This window comes from Tolypothrix campylonemoides VB511288_2, from assembly GCF_045999855.1.
GTDB classification, from domain to species: domain Bacteria; phylum Cyanobacteriota; class Cyanobacteriia; order Cyanobacteriales; family Nostocaceae; genus Scytonema; species Scytonema bouteillei_A.
The window spans coordinates 17962-38506 of sequence record NZ_JBFPMW010000016.1 but is presented as its reverse complement, the minus strand read 5'-3'; the positions used below and the strand labels follow the sequence as shown (position 1 = coordinate 38506).

The following is a 20545-nucleotide window of genomic DNA, read 5'->3' as shown; positions in this document are numbered from 1 at the left end:
AGGACAATTATGACATTCAGTAGCGTCCTAACGGTTCAACTACGACTCGGTTCTCCTGTTCATTTACTGTTACCTTTGCCAATCCAAACAGTTCAATAATAGAAGCATTCGTCGTTAAATGATTGCTAACAACAGCCACTTGGTACTCACTTGTTGTTGATGCTAAAGCAGCTGGCAATAGTAACCTTTCTTTACAAACCCTCTTCCCCGTAAGGGGACAAATAGACTGCTGATAAAAAAGCTTCTCAACTAAGCAAGCAATACGGCTTGACCCATTAAGCTTTGCTTATACAATTACCCGTTGACCACAGCAATACAGACTTAAGTTGTTATCAATAAGTGTTAGTACTATTTTTTCCGTATAATTTACAAAATTTTACATTATCTCCCGGAAATGTACGTATCTAGTATTGTTGTTTATTACAACCAAACGTATCTACTCTCACTAACAATTATGAAATCCGTTGTTCTTAACTGTTTGTTTGTTATGACCTCCGTTTTGGGAATTGCAGGTCAAGCTTCGGCTGAACGTCTTGTAACTGCTGCGATTAGTACAGATGGAATAGTTTATCAAGTAGATTTAGACAACCGATCTGAATATAAAACTAAGGCTGGATGGAGGCACGTCAACTTCTGGCTTAGTACTAAAGGAGACATCAAAAAACATTCTGCGATTGCAGCTTGTTCTCCGTATGATGTCCAGGCAGAATACTACAACTTTGACTGGCATCCTAATAATAGCGGATATCCTGAAGGGACAGTGGCTGGAGATATTGCTAGGGTTGCTTGTGACCATCCATGAGAGGTTAAAATAAAGTGCCATATTACGAGTCCTAGCATTATGGATAAGTACAATTTTGAATGGAACAAAGTTCAAGGGTTTGAAATAGCGTTGCTTTTTCCACAACCTAATTATCAATAACTGGGTGAGAGAACGTTTATGAATGAGTGGGGGTCATGAGTTGGAAAGTGCTATTGCTACAAAAACAACAGTTGAAAAATACTTTGAGTCGAAAGATAAACAGTACACGTACTATCAGGACAAAGAGTTCCTGATGTGGAATTAAAGGAACAAAAAAGAAGGCAATGGGGCTTGTTTTCTTTGTGTCTCTGTAACATTCGACTATAATTACACTATCTAACAGATGCAAACATAGATTCTATGTCACTCATCCTGATTCTGCTCGGACTAGGTGGACTATACTATTTTTTCCTATATCCCATTCAAAAGGTATGGCAAATTAAACGCCTTGGTGTCTTGAGAGTTCCTCATTCAAGCGTTGGCTCCAAGCACCAACATTTAAAATTTGGTATCCTTTATCAAGTTAATTGGACTGAGCTAAGCCCTTCTGTTATTTGTATTACTTATAATGATGGTGAATATATCTTTTACACTAAAGAAACGTTTAATATTAGACGTGTTCGCGTTCCAGTTTTATCTAAACTTAGGACTCAAGATAAGATAAGACTGAGAGGCTACCAAGAAATCGTACCTCTAGTGAATGAGTACTTTCATCTTGAAGAAGAAATTAAGAAGTTGTGCTCTCAAAGAGACAAGATACAAAAAATAACCACATTGATGGCAACCTCCTCAGACATCTATAGCAATCAACTAAAGGTGTATCAAAAATCCTTTTCTCAAATTGAGAGTTTAATTACTAAAGGAAAAGAATTACAGCATTTTTATCACAATTTTATTGGAGAGATTTTGATGAGCAGTGAGATAGCAGCTTGCGAGATAGATGTACTGTTAGATAACGATTTAAAACTTAATATACAAGCAATAGATGCACAGTTCAGAAGAATTAAGGAAGAATATCGGTATTTAAAAGATAGAGAAACAGCCTATCACAATCTCCTTAGAGATGTTGGCAATTGAGTTGATTAGATTTTTTGACGTAAATCATTTAATACCAATTTTCTATGAAGATGCATACAATTAGCCTGCGAAGGCAGGCTTTGTTTGTATAGCTCCACATTTCTAATGTGAGGGCAATAATGTGCAACTTCACATAGAATTGGTATAAGTAAGTTTTTATCAAATTACCTCTTTATACCCAGGCGTTTTAGTTGGAGATATGGTTAAACAGTGAGGCGATAGTGCGGTAAAAGAAAATCGGAGTTGAAGCAGCAGTATACACAATGGTTGTCCAAGTCATTGAGGGGCTGTAATTAACATGGGTTCCGCCCCGGAGTATTACATGGGAATTGCCATTTGCAAGCACCAAAGGTAACAGTACAGTTTGTAACACCATACCAACAGCACCAGCGGAACCACCTTCCCGTGCCTCGCTCACGTCAAAAGTATAATTTCCTACTTGTACGGTACTACCGGGAATAAACTCCAAAGTCATTGAACCCATTGCATCTCCACGGACTTTAGCACCACAAATCGTTGCTGTAGAACGAACCGATGTTAGGTGTTGTGCGGCTAGCCATGGTTTATCGCGTTCAGCACGGATATTATTTATCCGGATTGGATGACCGGTGATGGCAGATAAACTGAGAGAAGTACGGAGTATCTGTCCTCTGCCTTCTCCATAGGAACCGTCAATATCAATCATGGGTGACTTTGAGTTTTTAACTTTAAATTCAAGCCAACCTTGCAACTGTTAAAATCAAACCAGCGAATGATACAACTATAAGTATTCTCTTCCAGCCTAAGGATTATCTATTTAAATGAACCGCAAAGACGAGCCAGTGCGTTGCGGTGAATCCAGCCCTGGAGGCGGGTTTCCCGCGCCCTGGGGACTGGTGAACCCGTAGGGGGGTTTCCCCCCAACCCCACAAAGTGGGGACCCCAAAGCCCCCCGTTGAAGCACCTGGCGTCGCAAAGGACACGAAGAAAAATGTAGAGACGCGCCATGACGCGTCTTCAGAAGGTTTTGACTAACTTGCAACTGACTGATGCCAACTGGTATAAGGTAGTTTTGTTGCTGTTGCCCGAATTTGGTCTTTGTTCGCCACTAGCTGACCGCAAGCATCCCAACTTCCAGATAAAAACATATTTCTGGTGCTTTCATTGATTGAAACGGAAGCTGAGAAGTCACCGCACTGAATCTGCAAGCTTTCCAAATTCACTGAGATGGTGACTTGAGGATTGGCAGCAAGCTTCTCTTGCAGTTCTTTAGCAGTTTCTGTATCAACAGTCACGCAAGGAATTCCTATAGCAACACAATTCCCAAAAAAGATTTCACTAAAGCTTTCACCAACTACCGCTTGAATGCCCCATTTGGCAAGGGCTTGTGGTGCGTGTTCCCGTGATGAACCGCAACCAAAGTTGCGGTTTACTACCAAAATATTGGCTCCTTTGTACTGAGGCTGGTCAAAAGGGTGCTGTCCTTTTAAGACTGTACGGTCATCAGCAAATACGTGTTCGCCCAATCCATCAAAGGTGACACACCTTAAATATCTGGCGGGAATGATGCGATCTGTATCGATATCATTGCCTACTAAAGGAATACCCCGTCCTGAAACTAGTTTGACTTCACTTACCATAAAAGAATTTTGAATTTTAGATTTTGGATTTTGGATTCCTCTCGTTCCCAGTCTCTGGCTGGGAATGCAGATTGCGAGGCTCTGCCTCGCGTGTGAGCTAGATCGGGAGGCGGAGCCTCTTCTCAGGCATTCCCAGGCTCAGCCTGGGAAGGAGGTAAGTCCGCAGTCTCCAATCGCTACTCCCCATCAGGACAGCATTTCCCGCACGTCAAACACTTCCCCTTTAATCGCTGCGGTAGCAACCATTGCGGGGCTCATTAACAAAGTCCGACCGGAAGCAGAACCTTGCCTTCCTTTGAAGTTGCGATTGGAGGAAGATGCACTGATCTGCCTTCCCTGAAGCTTGTCGGGATTCATCGCAAGGCACATTGAACATCCCGGTTCGCGCCACTCAAATCCCGCTTCTAAAAAGATTCTATCGAGACCTTCACCTTCAGCCTGTTGCTTTACCCTTTCCGAACCTGGGACAACAAAAGCTTTCACGCCTTGTGCGACTTGACGACCTTTAGCAATTTTAGCCGCTTCTCGCAAATCGCTAATGCGTCCGTTAGTACAGCTTCCAATGAAGCAAACATCAACTTTCGTTCCCTTAATAGGTGCGCCTGGAATCAGATCCATATACTGGTAAGCTTCCTCAGCTATGAACCGTTCTTGTTCTGGCAGTTCTTCGGGGGTGGGTACGAGTTCGTTCACTCCTATCCCTTGACCGGGTGTGATCCCCCAGGTAACGGTGGGGGGAATCTCAGCAGCATCGAAGACAACGACATCATCGTATTCTGCATCGGCGTCACTGCGGATGGAATTCCACCAAGCCACGGCTTTATCCCAATCTTCTCCTTTGGGGGCAAAGTCTCTGTCTTTAAGATAATCGTAAGTGATTCGATCCGGATTGACGTAGCCGCAACGAGCACCACCTTCTATGGACATATTGCAAACGGTCATCCGTTCTTCCATGTTCATTTGCTCAAAAGTCGTGCCTGCATACTCGTAGGCATATCCTACACCGCCTTTAACTCCAAGTGTGCGGATAATGTGGAGAATGACATCTTTGGCATAAACACCTGGTTTTAAAGTGCCGTTGACTTCGATTTTCCGGACTTTCAGCTTTGATAGGGCTAAGGTTTGGGAAGCTAAAACGTCCCGTACCTGGCTGGTTCCAATCCCAAATGCGATCGCTCCAAATGCACCGTGACTGGATGTGTGGCTATCTCCGCAAGCGATCGTCATTCCCGGTTGGCTTAATCCCAGTTCTGGAGCAATCACGTGAACAATACCCTGACTTCCAGAACCAATATTATAAAATTTTATACCATTCTCTTGACAATTTTGCTCTAGCGATCGCATCATTTCTTCTGCTAAGCTATCAGCAAAAGGACGTGCTTGATTGTCTGTAGGGACAATATGATCTACAGTAGCGACAGTCAGTTCTGGAAAGAGTGGCTTCAGACCTCGTTCCCGTAACATAGCAAAGGCTTGAGGACTGGTCACTTCATGAATTAAGTGCAATCCAATAAAGAGTTGCGTATGCCCTGAAGGAAGTATACCAACCGTATGTGCGTCCCACACCTTGTCAAATAAAGTCCCTTTACTCATAAACCCAAAATCTATATTTTTTGAGACAATCGACTTTTCTTTTAAGAACTTAGCTTCCGAAGAAGTCAGGATTTTTATCTTATCATCAACTAAAACCGTAAGGAGTTCCACACCGTAATCTTTGATTCGGTGTCGGAAGGAATTGCGCTTAATTTGAGTGGCGTCCTTATTCTTCTTGTCTTTAGCCAAGCCTAGTTATATATACTCATTTCTAGTGAACGAATCACACATACATAATCCGAACTAGGGAAATATTCAGAAGTTCTTAACAAAACAAGTCTCGTGGGCTAGTCTCATATGGTTGTTTCAAGCCCACACCAACACTTCGTGTATAGTGTGGGTAGTTAACATTGCCATCGTGCGATCGCTTAAACTGCTACAGGTTTCTCAAACTCAGTTTTAACTGTAGCAAAAGCCCAATCCAACCAAGGTAACAAGGCTTCGATATCCGAAGTTTCTACCGTTGCACCACCCCAAATTCTAATTCCAGGAGGAGCGGAACGATAGGATGCAATATCGTAAGCGACCTCTTTTTGTTCCAGAACTTTAGCCAGTTTTTTGGCAAATTCTGCTTGTTTTTCCAAGCTTAAAGTCCCAAACCAAGCATCCTTGATTTTCAAGCAAATAGAAGTACAGGAGCGAATTTCGGGATTCTCAGCAAGGAATGCAGCCCAACTGCTTTTCTCAACCCAACGGGCGATCGCAGCGAGATTGGCTTCACTGCGGCGAATCAGTCCTGGAAGCCCACCAATACTTTCCGCCCAGATTAAACCATCAAGTGCATCTTCCACGCACAGCATTGATGGGGTATTGATAGTGTCTCCTTTAAAGATTCCTTCAATCAACTTACCTTTTTGGGCAAGACGGAAAATTTTTGGTATGGGTCTATCTGGTTCGTAACTTTCCAAACGTTCTACTGCGCGTGGTGAAAGCACAATGACTCCATGCTGTGCTTCTCCACCCAAAACCTTTTGCCAAGAATAGGTGACGACATCAAGCTTTTCCCAAGGGATATCCATTGCAAATACAGCAGAAGTCGCATCACAAATCGTCAGCCCTTGGCGAGCGTCTTTTATCCAATCACCATTAGGTGACCTTACACCAGACGTTGTCCCGTTCCACAAAAACACCACATCATGACTAAAATCAACTTGATGTAAATCGGGTAAACTACCATAGGGTGCCTTCATAATGCGAGCATCAGGTAACTTTAGCTCATCTACGACATCTTTCACCCATTCCTGACCAAAACTTTCCCACGCCAAGATGTCCAAGGGAAGCTTTCCCAGCAATGACCACATTGCCATTTCCACTGCGCCTGTATCGGAAGCAGGAACAATACCCAGACGATAGTCTGAGGGAACACCAAGAATTTTCTTGGAACGTTCGATAACTTCTGCTAACTTGGCTTTACCATCTGTGGAACGATGAGAACGACCCACACAAGCATTTGCCAGTTTTTCCACCGACCAACCAGGACGTTTTGCACAGGGACCGGAGGAAAAATGGGGAAGATTGGGTTTAATTGTTGGGATAGAGAGATGCTCTGACATAGAGTGAACTTAGTGCGGCAGTATGGCATTAGGTTAGCTAGTTTACAGCATACCGAGTAATGTCTTCAAAATTGTTTACATTTTTTTAGTAGTTCGGGCAAAAAAAATGACAATTGGGGTTTGGGTATTAGGGGATCAACTTTGGTCAGAACAAGCAGCTTTGCAAAGTTGTCTTAAAACCGATAAAGTACAAGTCATCATGATTGAGTCATTGCATCACGTCCAAGCTCGACCCTATCACAAGCAAAAGCTAGTTTTAGTATGGTCAGCAATGCGGCATTTTGCTGAAGAATTGCAACAGCTAGGTTACTCAGTCACTTATAAAACTGCAGAAGATTTTGAGACACCGCTTCAACAGTGGATTAAGGAAAAACAAATTACTGAATTACGGGTAATGATACCCAACGATCTCCCCTTTCTTAAACTGATTGAAAATTTAGAAAAGCTTTACCTGTCATCTTTAGATTGTCAGCTTACCTTAATTCCCAACAATCACTTTTTATGGAATTCTGAAGAATTTAAAACCTGGGCTAAGCTTCGCAAAAGATTGTTAATGGAAGATTTCTATCGAGAAGGAAGGCGGCGTTTTCAAATTCTTATGGAGGGAGATAAACCAACCGGAGGACAATGGAACTTTGATAAAAACAATCGTCAGCCGCCAAAAGGAAAATTAAAGACACCACCAGCTAAATGGTTTGAACCAGATGACATAACTCAAAAAGTCATTACCCACGTTAACTCTTTACCCATCCCAACCTATGGTACAGAAATATTGCAACCCCAGCCTGTAGCAGATACACGCCCGCAAGATAACCAATTCTCCGCTTCCGTCAGCGCCCATCTGCGGTTAAATAATCGAGAACCCTTTCGCTGGGGGGTCACCCGTTCTCAAGCATTAGAAGTATTAGATTGGTTCGTCAACAACCGCCTCCCTGATTTTGGTCCTTACCAAGATGCAATGGTTACGGGAGAAGAAACAATGTGGCATGCCATGCTTTCCCCGTATCTCAACGTTGGATTACTCCAACCTTTAGAGGTAATTCAAGCAGCAGAAAAAGCATATCACCAAAACAAACTGTCTTTAAATAGTGTTGAAGGTTTTATCCGTCAGGTGTTGGGTTGGCGGGAGTATATGCACGGGATTTATCATTTGGTGAGTGCAGATTATCCTGAAAAAAACTGGTTTAACCACACCCAACCTTTACCTGAATTTTTCTGGACGGGTGACACCGATTTGAATTGTTTGCGTCAAATTTTATCTCAGTTGCAACGCACTGGCTATGCTCATCATATCCAAAGGTTAATGGTATTGAGTAATTTTGCTTTGATTGCAGGAATTTCACCACAAGAAGTAGAAAATTGGTTTCATGCTACTTTTATTGATGCTTACGATTGGGTAATGCAGACGAATGTTATTGGTATGGGATTGTTCGCTGATGGCGGAGTGTTGGCATCAAAACCATATGCAGCATCTGGGAATTATGTCAATAAGATGAGTGATTATTGTAAGGGATGCGATCGCAATCCAAAGGAACGTATTGGAGAAAAAGCTTGTCCGTTTAATTTCTTTTACTGGGATTTTCTCGACCGTCACCGCGATAAACTACAATTTCAGGGACGTATGAACTTTATTTTGGGACACCTTGACCGCATTTCTCACGAAGAATTAGAAACTATCCGCAAACAAGCACGAGATTGGCATGCTACTTTCTAGTTAAAGAAGGCAGTTCTTCAAAGTATATGAACGAGACACAACAAATAGCTTATGTTAACAATTCTCGTGACAGGTGCAACTGGAAATGTCGGTCAAGAGGTGATTCGCTTACTGCTAAACCAAAATTGCCAAGTCCGTGCTGCTATTAGAAATTCCGACACCGCTACAGAAATACTGAGCGTTCGCTCTACAGCAGGTTTCTCCGGTCACAGCATTGATGGTGTCCCATTTGATTTTACCAACCCCGCAACTTTTGCAACTGCTTTTCAAGGAGTTGACAAACTTTTTTTGGTACGTCCGCCGAATTTAGCTAATGTTCGCAAACAAATTGCTCCCGCGTTAGATGCTGTCAAACTTGCAGGAATCAAACAAGTTGTGTTTCTTTCTATTTTAGGAGCCGATCGCAACCCCATTGTGCCGCACTCGAAGATTGAGCGTTACATTAATCTGTTGGGTATTCCTGCTACCTTTTTACGTGCTAGTTTCTTCATGCAAAACCTCAACACCACGCACCAAGAGGATATCAAAACCCGTGGGGAATTGTTCTTGCCTGCAGGACACGGTAAAACGAGTTTTATTGATGTGCGCGATATTGCTGCTGTTGCAGTGCGTACTTTAATGGAAGAGGGACATTCTCAGAAAGCTTACACGCTTACTGGTGGAGAAGCTTTGACCTATTACGAAGTCGCAGATATTTTTACAGATGTTCTGGGTAAACCAATCCATTACACAAATCCCTCTATTTGGAACTTTATCCAACGAATGCGCGATCGCGGACTCCCGATGGATTTTATTATGGTCATGGTAGGAATTTACACAACTGCTCGTTTGGGCTTAGCAGGTCATCTCACACCAGATGTAGAGCAATTGCTGGCTCGTCCACCAATAACTATGCAGCAGTATGTTGAAGATTATCGGCAGTTTTGGTTATAAGCACTCGCGAGTGTAATTGTAGCAGCTTGAGAAACTACAGAAAGTTCTCAACGTCAGTTAGCTTAAAAATTCAAGGTCAGATTATCAGAGGCAAATGATTATTTTCAATCCTACCTTCACTACTATCAGCTATATTCTGAGTAGTACTGCTGCAATTGTCTTTAGCACTCAAAATTCATTTAGCTTAAGCGTAAGTGAAGGGAACAAAAATCTCCTTGCCCAAGCAACCCTAACAGCCTCAAAAACCAAATGCGGTTTCGGAAAACCGCGAGACAAACACTTGTGGCCTTTTGCTTGTAACAGTATTTGGAATGTACCCATTGGCTCAAACGCAAAATACGTTGATGCTTATATCGGTTCAAAGGGAGCTGGAGTTGATACTGATTGGTTTGTAGTGACTAAAAATACCGACAAATTGCAAAATGTCTATATGGTAGGTAGTTGGGATAAAAATCGCTGTAGCGGTACTGCACCCCAGGAACAAGCACAGTGGCATCCGAAAGCAGGTGAGAAATTGAAGGTTCCTCACAATCTCATTATTCCAGATGCAAAACCAAATTTTACTCCAAACAACTCCTCAGCATTTTTGAAACCAGATGGCAAAACTCTAGTGTCGTTTAACATCACAACTCGATGCGAAAAGGGCGGTCCTCTTTACGGCTACTGGTTTGGAGAACAAAATATTTATGGTGATGGCATTGGTGGCGGACATGGTGGCTCGAGAATGTCCAGCATTGGTGGTAGTATTCGTCAAGGCGAGCTACTAGGCAAAAATCCTATTCGTCACGCACTCAAGCTAGTGATTTGGAGCAAGTGGTTACACTACAATTCCTCATCACCAACTCCCGGCTATCGTTGGCCAGCCCTTGCTGCCGATAGCTACGCATCCAAGCAATACCAAGGTTCTAACCTAGCGCTCGTTATGGGTTCCTTGTTAGCTGTTCCACCTAACGTCTCGGCAAAAAGCTTGGGACTGACCACTAAAGCAGGCAAAAAGATTTTCCAAGCAATGCAAGACTACGGCGCTTACGTCGTTGACGATTCAGGTTGGGATTACAACTACATCTGCTTAGAAAGGGCAGCTGAGGAAGAATATGAAAAAGTCACGGGGCGTCACTTCAATGACGATAAAGACCTCCAAGCTGACATGACAAAGATTATTAGCGCCTTAAAAGTTGTGGACAACAACAAACCTAATAACATTGGTGCAGGTGGTAAACCCCGTCAACCGTTAGCACCACCAATTGGAAATTAAATGCCAATTATTAGTTACACGTCCAGCAAGAGACAGTACTGTTCGCGCAGCACCCGACGCATTATCTTATTGGAAGCAGTGCGTGGCAAAGTATCAAGAATTACAAGGTCATGAATCTTGAAGAGGGGATTGAGACGTTGCTTAAGTGCTGCTTGCAAGGAACTCACCAGCGCTGCTCGATCTTGTTGAACGTCCGGTTCGACAACTGCGTAGATTACCAATCGGCTCGGTCCTCCTTGTGGAGGAGAAACTGCGATCGCAACAGTTTCACAAATTCCCGGTTCGCTATTCAAAACTTGTTCAATTTCAGCAGAACTGACCTTAATACCTCCGAGGTTCATCGTATCATCAACGCGACCGCGAGCTCTGTAGTAGCCGTTAGGTAACCGTTCTATTTGGTCGCCATGACGGCGCAGAGGAGTTGAGGAAGAAATCACAGGGGTATTGGCAAAGTAAACCTGGTGGTGGTCTTTGTTCAACAATCGATCTGACAAACCAATGGATGGCGGTACGATAAACGCCTCGCCTTTGTCAGCAGAATTTCCCTCTGTGTCAAGAATAACAAAATCCAATCCCAAAGCAGGTGTGGTAAAAGTTGAAGGTACGCAAGGTTGTATTAGAGTACCAGTGATATAGCCGCCACCGATTTCCGTACCTCCACAGTATTCGATAACGGGTTTGTATCCAGCCAGGGACATTAGGTAATGCATATCTTGGGGCTTGGAACACTCACCTGTCGAACTAAAAGCTTTTATCGCACTCCAATCCAACCCTTGCATGCAAGCAGTCGTTTTCCACTGACTGACAAGACTGGGGATGACACCAAGTATATTTACTTTAGCATTTTGTATAAACTGACCATATTCCCTTTCTGTAGGTACTTCAGAATAAAGGGCAATGGTGGCTCTATTGATTAAGCAAGCATAAATCAACCACGGTCCCATCATCCATCCCAAGTTAGTATGCCAAGCAACTCTATCGCCGGAATGGATATCGTGATGCAGATGAGCGTCAACAGCGCATTTGATGGGAGTCGTATGCGTCCAAGGAATAGCTTTGGGTTCTCCCGTCGTACCGGAAGAAAATAAGATATTGATAGGAGTAGCAGGATGAGCGGGGATAGCATCGAATTGATGGTTGGAACTGAGAAAATCTTCCCAAGCCAAATCACCACGACGCAGTTTTAAAGATGCCAACAAGGAAACACTTTCATTATCCTCATTGTTCATTTTAGTTCCTAAAACAATTGCTCTCGGTGAATTGGCTGCTATCACTTTCTCATACAAAGGCAACTGCTTGCTACCACGCAAAATATAGCTTTGGGTAAAGATGGCTTGAGCGTTAGATAAGCGCAAGCGCATGGCAATTTCTGTCGCAGAAAAACTGTCAGCTATGGAAACAACCACGCAACCAGCTTTGATAATTCCCAAGTAAATTGCCACAGATTCAGCTATCATGGGCATCACAATGGCAATAGTATCTCCAGGAAGAAAGCCAGCCTCCACCAATCCACTGGCAACTCGGTTAGTTAAAGCTTGGAGTTCGCCATAAGTCATGGTAGAGATTGAACCACGATCCGATTGGAAGAGAATAGCCAGTGCATCAGCTGGTGCTAAAAAGCAACTTTCAATGATGTTAAATCGAGCACCTACCAGCCATTGGGGAGACTCTACTCCATTGCTCAAATCAATAATTTGGCTGTACTTTTCTGAGAAATGAATGCCCAAACGCTGAATCATTATTTCCCAAAACTCAGACCGATTTTGTGCTGACCAAGCATGAAGTTCTGGATAAGAATCTAATTCCAGAGATTTCATTAAAGCAGCGATATTGGTTTTCTGAATTTGCTCTTTGGAAGGAAACCAAGCAGGAGGCGATCCTTGAGTGCTATCCCAATCAGAGAAGGTAGTTTTGTAGAGGAGTTCGTGTAGTGCAAAGGGGAGATCGGGTTTAAGAATATATTGCACTAAATGCTGCCAGCAATCAGCAGGTTGTAATGAAGCCAGCCACTCATCGATCTGTGACAGAATAGCGATCGCAGTACTGACTTCGACACCACAAGCAGTGATTTCTTCCAGTGACAATTGCTCCCTCATCGCCTTATCTCCCTTATCCCCTCATTCCAAGACGATCCGCCTCCAATCCATCCCAAAAAACAGTAATAGCATCCAGAATTTCTCGTCCTCCCTGAATAAACTTGGCTTGGTCAAAGTCAGCTTGAAAATAAACTGCTTCGAGTTCCTCTAGAGTGTGTCCGGCGTGTTGCATCTCAACACGATTGTGCCAACTAAAGAATGCCAAACGCAGATGCGGGTATCGTGCTTGTTTGATGCGCGTAAGCCCTTCCTCCAATTCTTGCCAAAAGCCTGCTGCTGCCCAATTTTCCACTGCAAAGCTAGCACCCTCAGCAATATGTGGGTCATCACTTCCATAAAGACGTTGCAGTTCATCGCAGAAGTGTAAAGTGGTTGAACTTCCGTGCTTGCGCTTGCCAATGTCTTCATAATGTAACCCCAAGCCCTCAGCTAAATTGACCAGCCATTCAAAATGTGCGGCGCGGAAACGACAAATACCACCGTCCACCGTACCTTCGGTACTGACTAATTCGGGATCTCCTTCTTTATCCTTATCATCTTCTGTCTGACCCAGGTTAGTGCTAATGGTTTGGTCTGGCTTGCGATAAATTACGCCCAGTTCGTTCAGCAATATCTCGCGACTCTTGCGCGATCGATCGAGGGTGGGTGAGTTAATGGCTTTTAACAGTGCTGCTATGAGGAACTGATTGGAGAATACCGAGAATTGCTGAATGAAATAACGCAATTCTTTGTCTGTAGCGGTACCGCAAGAAAACCAACGAGTATAGGCGTTGTTGGTGATGATGCGGTGTTGTAAAAATTCTCTATCGATCCTCGTGAGGAAATCTTGAAAGTTTTCTACTTGTTTTTGGGTTAATTCGCCTTGATGCGATCGCTTTTCGATGCGAGAGGAGATAGTTAAAGAACCTGAGGTATTCACGTTAGTATGAGTCATAATATTTACATGATTTTCGTGTCAGTTTTACCTAACTTTAACCCGAACCTTTCCAAGGGGAGGAAACGAGGAGTATAGGGCTGGAAACGAAGGTAGTTCATACTTTCAACCAATCTGGAAAACTTAGAATATCAAGCAATCCAACTATAGGCGTAGTCTTTATCCTCCAAAGCCAGGGCTTGTTTTGTCAGTTGCAATGGACGAAAGGTATCAATCATGACAGCCAGTTCATTGGTGCGTTCTTTGCCAATAGAACCCTCGTACATTCCTGGATGAGGACCGTGAGGAATACCACTAGGATGAATGGTAATTGACGATCGCTCTATCCCCTTACGGGACATAAAGTTTCCAGAGACATAATAGATAACTTCATCCGAATCAACATTGGAATGGTTATAGGGAGCTGGAATTGCCAGAGGGTGATAATCAAAAAGGCGTGGTACAAAGGAACAGATAACAAAGCCAGGAGCCTCAAAAGTTTGATGTACTGGAGGGGGCTGGTGAATTCTCCCGGTAATGGGTTCAAAATCCTCAATGTTAAACGCAAAAGGATAAAGATGCCCATCCCATCCCACAACATCTAGAGGATGATGGTGATAGAGATAGCTAATAATTCTATCTCTAGTTTTGACCCGCACTTCAAATTCCCCCACCTCGTCATGAGTTCCTAACTCCTCTGGCGGACGAATGTCGCGTTCATTGTAGGGAGAGTGTTCGAGAAATTGCCCGTAGCGATTGAGATATCTTGCTGGTGGTTCTATATGTCCGCTAGCCTCAATCACAAGCATGCGCTGCTCTACCCCCGCGTCAGGTATAATACGCCACAGCACTCCAGAAGGAATTACTAAATAATCTCCTACTTGATAGTGTAGAATACCGTACTGGCTCTCCAATACACCAGTGCCATCATGGATGAATATCACTTCATCACCATGAGCGCATCGATACCAGTACAACATCGGCGATTGGGGACGAGCGATGGAGATGCAGACATCTGCATTTGCCATTAACGGAACACGCGCCTCTACAGCATTTGTTCCCAATTCTACGGTTCCCGTTCGTAGATGGCGATGACACAGGGGACTGGATTCTTCATAGGACAGATTGACTGTCCTCTCTAACAAAATCTTCTGTATTTGTGTAGGTGGACGTAAATGATAAAGCAAGGATTGAACACCCGAAAACCCTCGCAGCCCCATTAATTCTTCATGATATAGAGAACCATCAGGTTGACGAAATTGAATGTGTCGCTTGTGGGGAAGTTTTCCTAATTTATAGTAGTAACTCATGTTCGTATCCCCTTAGCTTCCTGTATTTGGTGCATCATAAATTACCCCGCATCGCTTGTTCGCGTTCTATCGCTTCAAACAGGGCTTTGAAGTTCCCTTCACCAAAACCTTGCGCTCCATGACGCTGAATCACTTCAAAGAAAAGCGTTGGTCTATCTTGCACGGGCTGGGTGAAAATCTGGAGTAAATACCCATCTTCATCCCTATCCACTAAAATCCCTAAATCTGCGAGTTGCTCGATAGGCTCATCAATGTCACCGACTCGTTCTTTCAAGTTTTCGTAATAAGTTTTCGGTACGTGTAGAAACTCCAACCCTGCTTTTTTTAATTGAGAGACTGTTTCGATAATGTTATTGGTCGCGCAGGCAATGTGTTGTACTCCCGGACCGTTATTATATTCCAGGTATTCTTCAATCTGAGATTTGCGTTTTCCTTTGGCTGGTTCGTTAATTGGTAATTTAATCTTACCCGTACCGTTCTGCATCACTTTAGACATTAAGGCAGAGTACTCTGTGGAAATTGCCTCATCGTCAAAATGCACCAGTAGGCTAAAGCCCAGTGTATCGGTGAAAAACTGTACCCATTTGTTCATTGCTCCTAACTCGACGTTTCCTACGATGTGATCGATAGTGCATAAACCTACAGAGTTAGTACTGTTAGCAGGGTATCGAGGTATAAAGCCAGGAGCAAAGACGCCAGAATAATCGCTCCTTTCCACAAACTTAATTAACACATCACCGTAGGCGTGGATAGCCGCATAACGCAACACGCCATATCCGTCTTCTTCTTCAGTGGGTGCGATCGCTCCTACAGCGCCCCGTCTGGTGGTTTCCTTGTATGCCATTGTAGCATCTGGCACTTCAAAAGCTACGATCGCAACTCCGTCACCGTGCTTTAACACGCTTTGCGAGATGGGATGGTTGGAAAAGAGCGCTGCACTTAAAACAAAGCGAGTCTCCCCTTGCTGCATAACATAAGATGTTATTTCACGGCTGCCAGTTTCTAAACCCCGATAAGCTATATTAGTAAACCCAAAAAACTTGGAATAGAAAAGCGCCGCTTGCCTTGCATTCCCAACATAAAACTCAAGGTGGTCAAAGCCCTTAATAGGGCAGAAATCAATCATCTGAATTCCTCCCAGTTCAGAGGAAATACTGGAAATAAATTTTTCACAAGTATTATATTTATTATATGAGATGAAATAAGTAATTTTGAATACAAGTAATGCAACTTTGGGAATCAAAGCAAAGCATTATCTTCTTCAAAAAATCCGCGTTTAGTCAGTCATACCACTTCACATAAATCGCAATACACCTAAATTCTGTAAAGACGCACTCTGGTGGGTCTCTACACGATCGCTTTGTATTGTCCTTTTTGTGAAATGGTATAGTACCAATTCACAAAATGTTGGCGACAAAGACGCATATCTCCCTTACCAAGGGAAGGGGTTTTATTTCCGTGCCGCATTCTTTTTTTAAATTGGTATACCCTCTAATCCGATTATAAAATTAACTTTTTCTTTTGCCAGGGTATCTTTTGTTAACTTATGTGCTTAACCGATATAGGACTCCTATTTGATTTTTGAATTACGGATGGGGTGGATACGGTCAACCAAAAACCTTGTGTAGGGCTATACGGTTCAGTTAACAATATCTAATCCTTGGAGATTCCCCCAATCCCCCGTCAGAAGCTACGGTGGTGTACACAAGTCTTCTAAAGAGCACTCTTGCGGTTTCGATCCCCCTCTAGCCTTAAAAAGGGGAGGAACTTAATTCCAATTTTCCTTTCTCACAATGTTTCATCTCTTTTCTAGAGATCTGTACACAAATCCCCCAATTCATCGGGAGATTTAGGAGTATCTAGAAAATTAAGAGACTAAACCAATACGCGTGAAAACACGCCCTAGGGGGGCTCGAGTTTTATCTGAACGGTATTGTTATATAGCAGACAATGCCCACCCTACAGTACTAGGAGTTACGCATTGACAAAAAATCTCATTCATCAAATAACTTGAAAAAACCACTGTAATCCTTGAAATACAAAGCACTTCGAGGCAATAACTTTGTTACTACCTCCGGTAGATCGCAATCATTTCACGTTTTCTTCTCTGTAGCTTTGTATTTTTTTCTATTTAATGTGGCACATTAAACAGGTGACGGGGAATACTAAACATGAACCCAACCAATTTTGAGGCATGATTAAATAAAAACCTCAATAGCGAATTGCTGCAACATAGTGTTCAAGTAGTTAGTAAGTTGTAAAGGGTATGGAGTATGTCTTTTTGGAAAGATGAGATTGAAGCGGAGTTACAGCAAATGAAAGCAGAGCTAAAACGCTCTGGTAATAAGAGTTTTATTCAGCAGTCTGATGAGTCTACAAATCTGGAAACTGTTCTTGAGCAGCTAAATAATCTTGTAGGTATGCAAAATGTCAAAGATGAGGTACATACTCTAATCAATTTCCTTAATATACAGAAGCTTCGCCAGGAACAGGGACTTGCTAGCATTTCTGTAACACTACACTCGGTATTTTGTGGTCCCCCCGGAACAGGGAAAACGACAGTTGCTCGTCTAATGGGTCAAATATACAAATACTTAGGAATACTTTCATCTGGGCACGTGATTGAAACCGATAGAGCGGGGTTAGTTGCAGGATACGTTGGACAAACTGCAATCAAGACAGACACAATTATCTCAGAGGCATTAGACGGTGTGTTGTTTATTGATGAAGCCTATGCACTAAAACCAGAAGATGCTAAGAATGATTTTGGACAAGAAGCTATAGATACTCTACTAAAACGAATGGAGGATTACAGAGATAGGCTAGTAGTTATTGTTGCTGGCTACAGTGAAGAAATGTCAAGATTCATTGATGCCAACCCTGGGCTCAAGTCAAGATTTAATAAGTATTTCTACTTTGATGATTGTAGTCCTACCGAGTTATTGACTATTTTTGAAAAAATTTGCGAGCAGAACCATTTCAAGTTAACGGAGAAATCGAAAACAGTATTGCTCGATCGATTAACTGATTTATACGTTAATAGAGATAAAAAGTTTGGAAATGGAAGGCTGGTGAGAAATATCTTTGAAAAAACAATCGAGAGACAGGCAAACAGACTTGTAAAATCTTCTAGAGTCAGTAAAGAAATGATGATGACGATCGTGCCTGAAGATATTTCTTTTTCACCTTGCAGGTGAGATCCTATCAGACACGCTTTTAGTTAGAAATAGTCAATTAATTTTAAGCAGTATGTTATTAACCTTAGAATTTTAAAAACGTCATTCTCTCGAGAAGTAAGAATTGGTTTTTTTGAGCTTGTATTAGGTACAATGCTATCTCTAGCAAACAGTTGAATGAGATACTCTAACAAACTAAGCCGATTCAGTAGCGGACTCAGACCCTTTAGCCGATAATCCAATAGCTACTTTTATTAGTATATTTGTTCTTATAGAAAATCGTAAGATATATGACTTTCATTTTCTCGCCAATGAACGAAGCAAACGCACGTATTATTCTGACATGGCGTTATGACGAGCCATATGACTTTTACAATCCAAACCCTACTGGAATTGAAGAGAATGTACGGCAATTTTTAGATTCAACGAATGCATACTACACCATTACCAATAGTGGTGGCGATCTTACCGCTTACTGTTGCTTTGGTCGGGATGCACGGGTCAGTGGAGGAGATTACACTATTGCCGCACTTGATGTTGGGTTTGGTATGTGTCCTAGCCTAACGCGACGGGGAGTGACTCTTCGTGTCATTGATGCTGTTCTCAACTATGGTAAAAGCACATTTGCACCTGCTTTATTTCGCGTTACTGTAGCTGAGTTTAATTTACAAGCATTGCGGATCTGCGAAAAAGCTGGATTTCAACCAGTACAAAAATTCCAACGAGATTTTGATAGTAAAGCTTTCGTGGTACTTACAAAAAAAGCTTGAATGCGATCGCGCTAAATGCTAAATTTTGGTTATCAACGACAGAGTCAAAATTTAGGTTGTTCCTCAAATATTTCTACACTTCAAATATTAGAGCTTACCACCTCCATCGACAACCACAAGGCACAACGAGCGTACAGCAAAGCAGGTTTTAGGGATTTGCGAGAGTACGATCCACCGGGCTACGGTAGGTGTCTACTTATGGTCATGCGCTTGAGCAACAAAGTCTAAACCGAACAAAGAGCGGAATTAGCTGGTGATACAGCAGTATAGCCGCGATCGCTTTCTTAGGTTGCCCCAAGCTATCAGTTGGGTTACAGGAGAATAATGTGACTGCCCTGCCAGGGTTTGAACCTGGAATCTCCTCGTTCAAAGCGAAGGATGTTGCCAGTTACACTACAGGGCAATGTGCCAGTCCCCCAGGTCGGAATCGAACCGACGACCTCTGGTTTTTCAGACCAGCGCTCTCTACCAAAACTGAGCTACCAGGGGATAAGGCGGAACGGAAGGACTTGAACCTTCACTTCATGGCTACGCCACGCTACGCGAACAGTTTCGTAGACTGACGTGTTATCCCGTTACACCACGTTCTCATTATGAACTTGCATACACGACTGCGTTAGCGCTTACGCCCGCCGAAGGCACCGCAAACAGCTTGCTCTGCCAATAGCAATCTCTCCGTAATGGGTCGGGCTAGAATTAAACTAGCAATGCTCTTTCTCGGCGGTTTTACAGACCGTTTCCTAGACCAAGCTTGCAAGCCGACCTATACATCTTGGAGTCATTACTTGAGATTTCTGGGTGAAATAAAGGAATGAAGAGACCAGTTTTCCTGCTCTCTGTCATTCCAACTCAAGTCAGCAGTGCCGACGGGGGTCGAACCCGCAATCTCCTGCTTGAAAGACAGGTGGCTTTACCAATTTGCCTACGGCACCATTAACGCAAAAGACTTGGATTTGAACGCAAGTGCGTCTCCGTAAGGAGATACCTTGACCAAAGGTTTTAGAGACCTTAATGCTTCCGTTACACCATTTGTGCATTGGTCGCAGCGACGGGAGTTGTTCGCGTATAGCCCTTACGGGCATAGCCTGCAGCATTGCGAAGCGTGCGCGTGCGCTTTGCGTGTGCCTTGCATATAGCGTCTCCGTAAGGACCCGCGACAAGGCAGTGCTTTGCAGTGAATCCAGCCCTGATAGCGCAGCGTGGCACGCTCATTGCTATAAAAGGGTTTCCCGCGCCCTGGGGACTGGTGAACCCGAAGGGGGGTTCCAAGCGTTGTAGCAACTGCCGCCAAGTTATGAGCTTGGGGCACTAGCTATTAAACTGCGCTGCAATATTTGGAGTCCAGGGCGAGAATTGAACTCGCACAGTCGGTTTTGCAGACCAACGCCCTACCGTTAGGCAACCTGGACATATTTGGAAGCCTTGACGGGAGTTGCACCCGCTTCTTAGTGCTTGAGAGGCACAACGACTTGTCTGTTCGTCCACAAGGCTACACGGGGATGACGAGATTTGTTCGCGAAGCGTCTCCGAAGGAGATACTCGCGACTTCCTGTTCGACAGACAGGCACTCTTGACCAACTGAGCTACATCCCCAAATGTGGCAGTTATTAACTTTTCAAGGAACGGAAGTGTTTGCACTTTGCCTTTTTGAGAGGTTGTCTGGTTAGAGTCGATGAGGAAATCGCTTTCCTTCACCTCTCATTCAGAACCGAACATGAGAGTTTCCAATCTCAT

General features: G+C 43.3%; 15 protein-coding genes, 6 tRNA genes and 1 pseudogene. 7 read left to right on the top strand and 15 right to left on the bottom strand.

The window, feature by feature from the left end:
• Positions 1 to 16: 16 nt before the first annotated feature.
• Complete coding sequence (locus AB0756_RS34260) at positions 17 to 178, bottom strand: hypothetical protein (RefSeq protein WP_408019819.1); 162 nt, start codon at positions 176 to 178, stop codon at positions 17 to 19.
• A gap of 276 nt (positions 179 to 454) precedes the next feature.
• On the opposite strand from AB0756_RS34260, the gene AB0756_RS34255 reads away from it, so the two are divergent.
• Both AB0756_RS34255 and AB0756_RS34250 read left to right on the top strand, forming a co-directional pair.
• Entirely contained in the window at positions 455 to 802 is a 348-nt protein-coding gene (locus tag AB0756_RS34255; protein ID WP_038086400.1) for a hypothetical protein, read from the top strand.
• A 360-nt stretch (positions 803 to 1162) separates the two neighbouring features.
• Entirely contained in the window at positions 1163 to 1879 is a 717-nt protein-coding gene (locus AB0756_RS34250; RefSeq protein WP_038086397.1) for a hypothetical protein, read from the top strand.
• Between the two features lie 256 nt (positions 1880 to 2135).
• Here the strand turns inward: AB0756_RS34250 and AB0756_RS34245 are convergent.
• The 4 genes and pseudogenes from AB0756_RS34245 to AB0756_RS34230 all read right to left on the bottom strand — a co-directional run.
• A pseudogene (locus AB0756_RS34245) lies at positions 2136 to 2564 on the bottom strand (RNA 3'-terminal phosphate cyclase); the annotation flags it as partial.
• Between the two features lie 325 nt (positions 2565 to 2889).
• Positions 2890 to 3498, bottom strand: a complete 609-nt coding sequence (leuD, locus tag AB0756_RS34240; protein ID WP_038086395.1) for a 3-isopropylmalate dehydratase small subunit — start codon at positions 3496 to 3498, stop codon at positions 2890 to 2892.
• A gap of 186 nt (positions 3499 to 3684) precedes the next feature.
• A complete protein-coding gene (gene leuC / locus AB0756_RS34235; protein ID WP_038086534.1) occupies positions 3685 to 5091 on the bottom strand; it encodes a 3-isopropylmalate dehydratase large subunit in 1407 nt (468 codons plus the stop codon).
• Positions 5092 to 5459: 368 nt separating this feature from the next.
• The gene (locus AB0756_RS34230; protein ID WP_038086392.1) at positions 5460 to 6644 is read right to left on the bottom strand and encodes a phosphoserine transaminase; all 1185 of its coding nucleotides are present in this window, start codon (positions 6642 to 6644) and stop codon (positions 5460 to 5462) included.
• Positions 6645 to 6750: 106 nt separating this feature from the next.
• Between AB0756_RS34230 and AB0756_RS34225 the strand changes: the two genes are divergently transcribed.
• The 3 genes from AB0756_RS34225 to AB0756_RS34215 all read left to right on the top strand — a co-directional run bounded on the left by AB0756_RS34225 (position 6751) and on the right by AB0756_RS34215 (position 10546).
• Positions 6751 to 8358, top strand: coding sequence for a cryptochrome/photolyase family protein (locus AB0756_RS34225; protein ID WP_050045474.1), 1608 nt, complete (start codon positions 6751 to 6753; stop codon positions 8356 to 8358).
• A gap of 51 nt (positions 8359 to 8409) precedes the next feature.
• Entirely contained in the window at positions 8410 to 9291 is an 882-nt protein-coding gene (locus tag AB0756_RS34220) for an SDR family oxidoreductase (RefSeq protein WP_038083442.1), read from the top strand.
• A gap of 94 nt (positions 9292 to 9385) precedes the next feature.
• A complete protein-coding gene (locus tag AB0756_RS34215) occupies positions 9386 to 10546 on the top strand; it encodes a hypothetical protein (protein WP_038083446.1) in 1161 nt (386 codons plus the stop codon).
• A gap of 14 nt (positions 10547 to 10560) precedes the next feature.
• On the opposite strand, the gene AB0756_RS34210 is transcribed toward AB0756_RS34215, so the two are convergent.
• The 4 genes from AB0756_RS34210 to hppD all read right to left on the bottom strand — a co-directional run bounded on the left by AB0756_RS34210 (position 10561) and on the right by hppD (position 15991).
• Entirely contained in the window at positions 10561 to 12642 is a 2082-nt protein-coding gene (locus tag AB0756_RS34210; protein ID WP_038083448.1) for an AMP-binding protein, read from the bottom strand.
• A 13-nt stretch (positions 12643 to 12655) separates the two neighbouring features.
• On the bottom strand, positions 12656 to 13576 hold the full coding sequence (locus tag AB0756_RS34205; RefSeq protein WP_038083450.1) for a hypothetical protein: 921 nt from the start codon (positions 13574 to 13576) through the stop codon (positions 12656 to 12658).
• Positions 13577 to 13707: 131 nt separating this feature from the next.
• Positions 13708 to 14865 carry a homogentisate 1,2-dioxygenase gene (locus tag AB0756_RS34200; protein WP_038083452.1) on the bottom strand — a complete coding sequence of 386 codons (1158 nt, stop codon included), beginning with the start codon at positions 14863 to 14865 and terminating at the stop codon, positions 13708 to 13710.
• Between the two features lie 34 nt (positions 14866 to 14899).
• Complete coding sequence (gene hppD, locus AB0756_RS34195) at positions 14900 to 15991, bottom strand: 4-hydroxyphenylpyruvate dioxygenase (protein WP_038083458.1); 1092 nt, start codon at positions 15989 to 15991, stop codon at positions 14900 to 14902.
• Between the two features lie 1147 nt (positions 15992 to 17138).
• On the opposite strand from hppD, the gene AB0756_RS34190 reads away from it, so the two are divergent.
• Together AB0756_RS34190 and AB0756_RS34185 are read left to right on the top strand one after the other, a co-directional pair.
• Positions 17139 to 18062, top strand: a complete 924-nt coding sequence (locus AB0756_RS34190) for an AAA family ATPase (RefSeq protein WP_038083454.1) — start codon at positions 17139 to 17141, stop codon at positions 18060 to 18062.
• A gap of 290 nt (positions 18063 to 18352) precedes the next feature.
• Positions 18353 to 18811 carry a GNAT family N-acetyltransferase gene (locus AB0756_RS34185; protein WP_050045476.1) on the top strand — a complete coding sequence of 153 codons (459 nt, stop codon included), beginning with the start codon at positions 18353 to 18355 and terminating at the stop codon, positions 18809 to 18811.
• A 330-nt stretch (positions 18812 to 19141) separates the two neighbouring features.
• Here AB0756_RS34185 and AB0756_RS34180 read toward each other — a convergent pair.
• The 6 genes from AB0756_RS34180 to AB0756_RS34155 form a co-directional block, all read right to left on the bottom strand.
• Positions 19142 to 19214 (bottom strand) — tRNA-Gln (locus AB0756_RS34180).
• A gap of 9 nt (positions 19215 to 19223) precedes the next feature.
• Positions 19224 to 19300: transfer RNA gene (locus tag AB0756_RS34175), tRNA-Phe, on the bottom strand.
• Between the two features lie 6 nt (positions 19301 to 19306).
• Positions 19307 to 19401 (bottom strand) — tRNA-Arg (locus AB0756_RS34170).
• A 268-nt stretch (positions 19402 to 19669) separates the two neighbouring features.
• Positions 19670 to 19743: transfer RNA gene (locus AB0756_RS34165), tRNA-Glu, on the bottom strand.
• Between the two features lie 403 nt (positions 19744 to 20146).
• Positions 20147 to 20220, bottom strand: a tRNA-Cys gene (locus AB0756_RS34160).
• 85 nt (positions 20221 to 20305) lie between these two features.
• Positions 20306 to 20404, bottom strand: a tRNA-Asp gene (locus AB0756_RS34155).
• Positions 20405 to 20545: the final 141 nt, after the last annotated feature.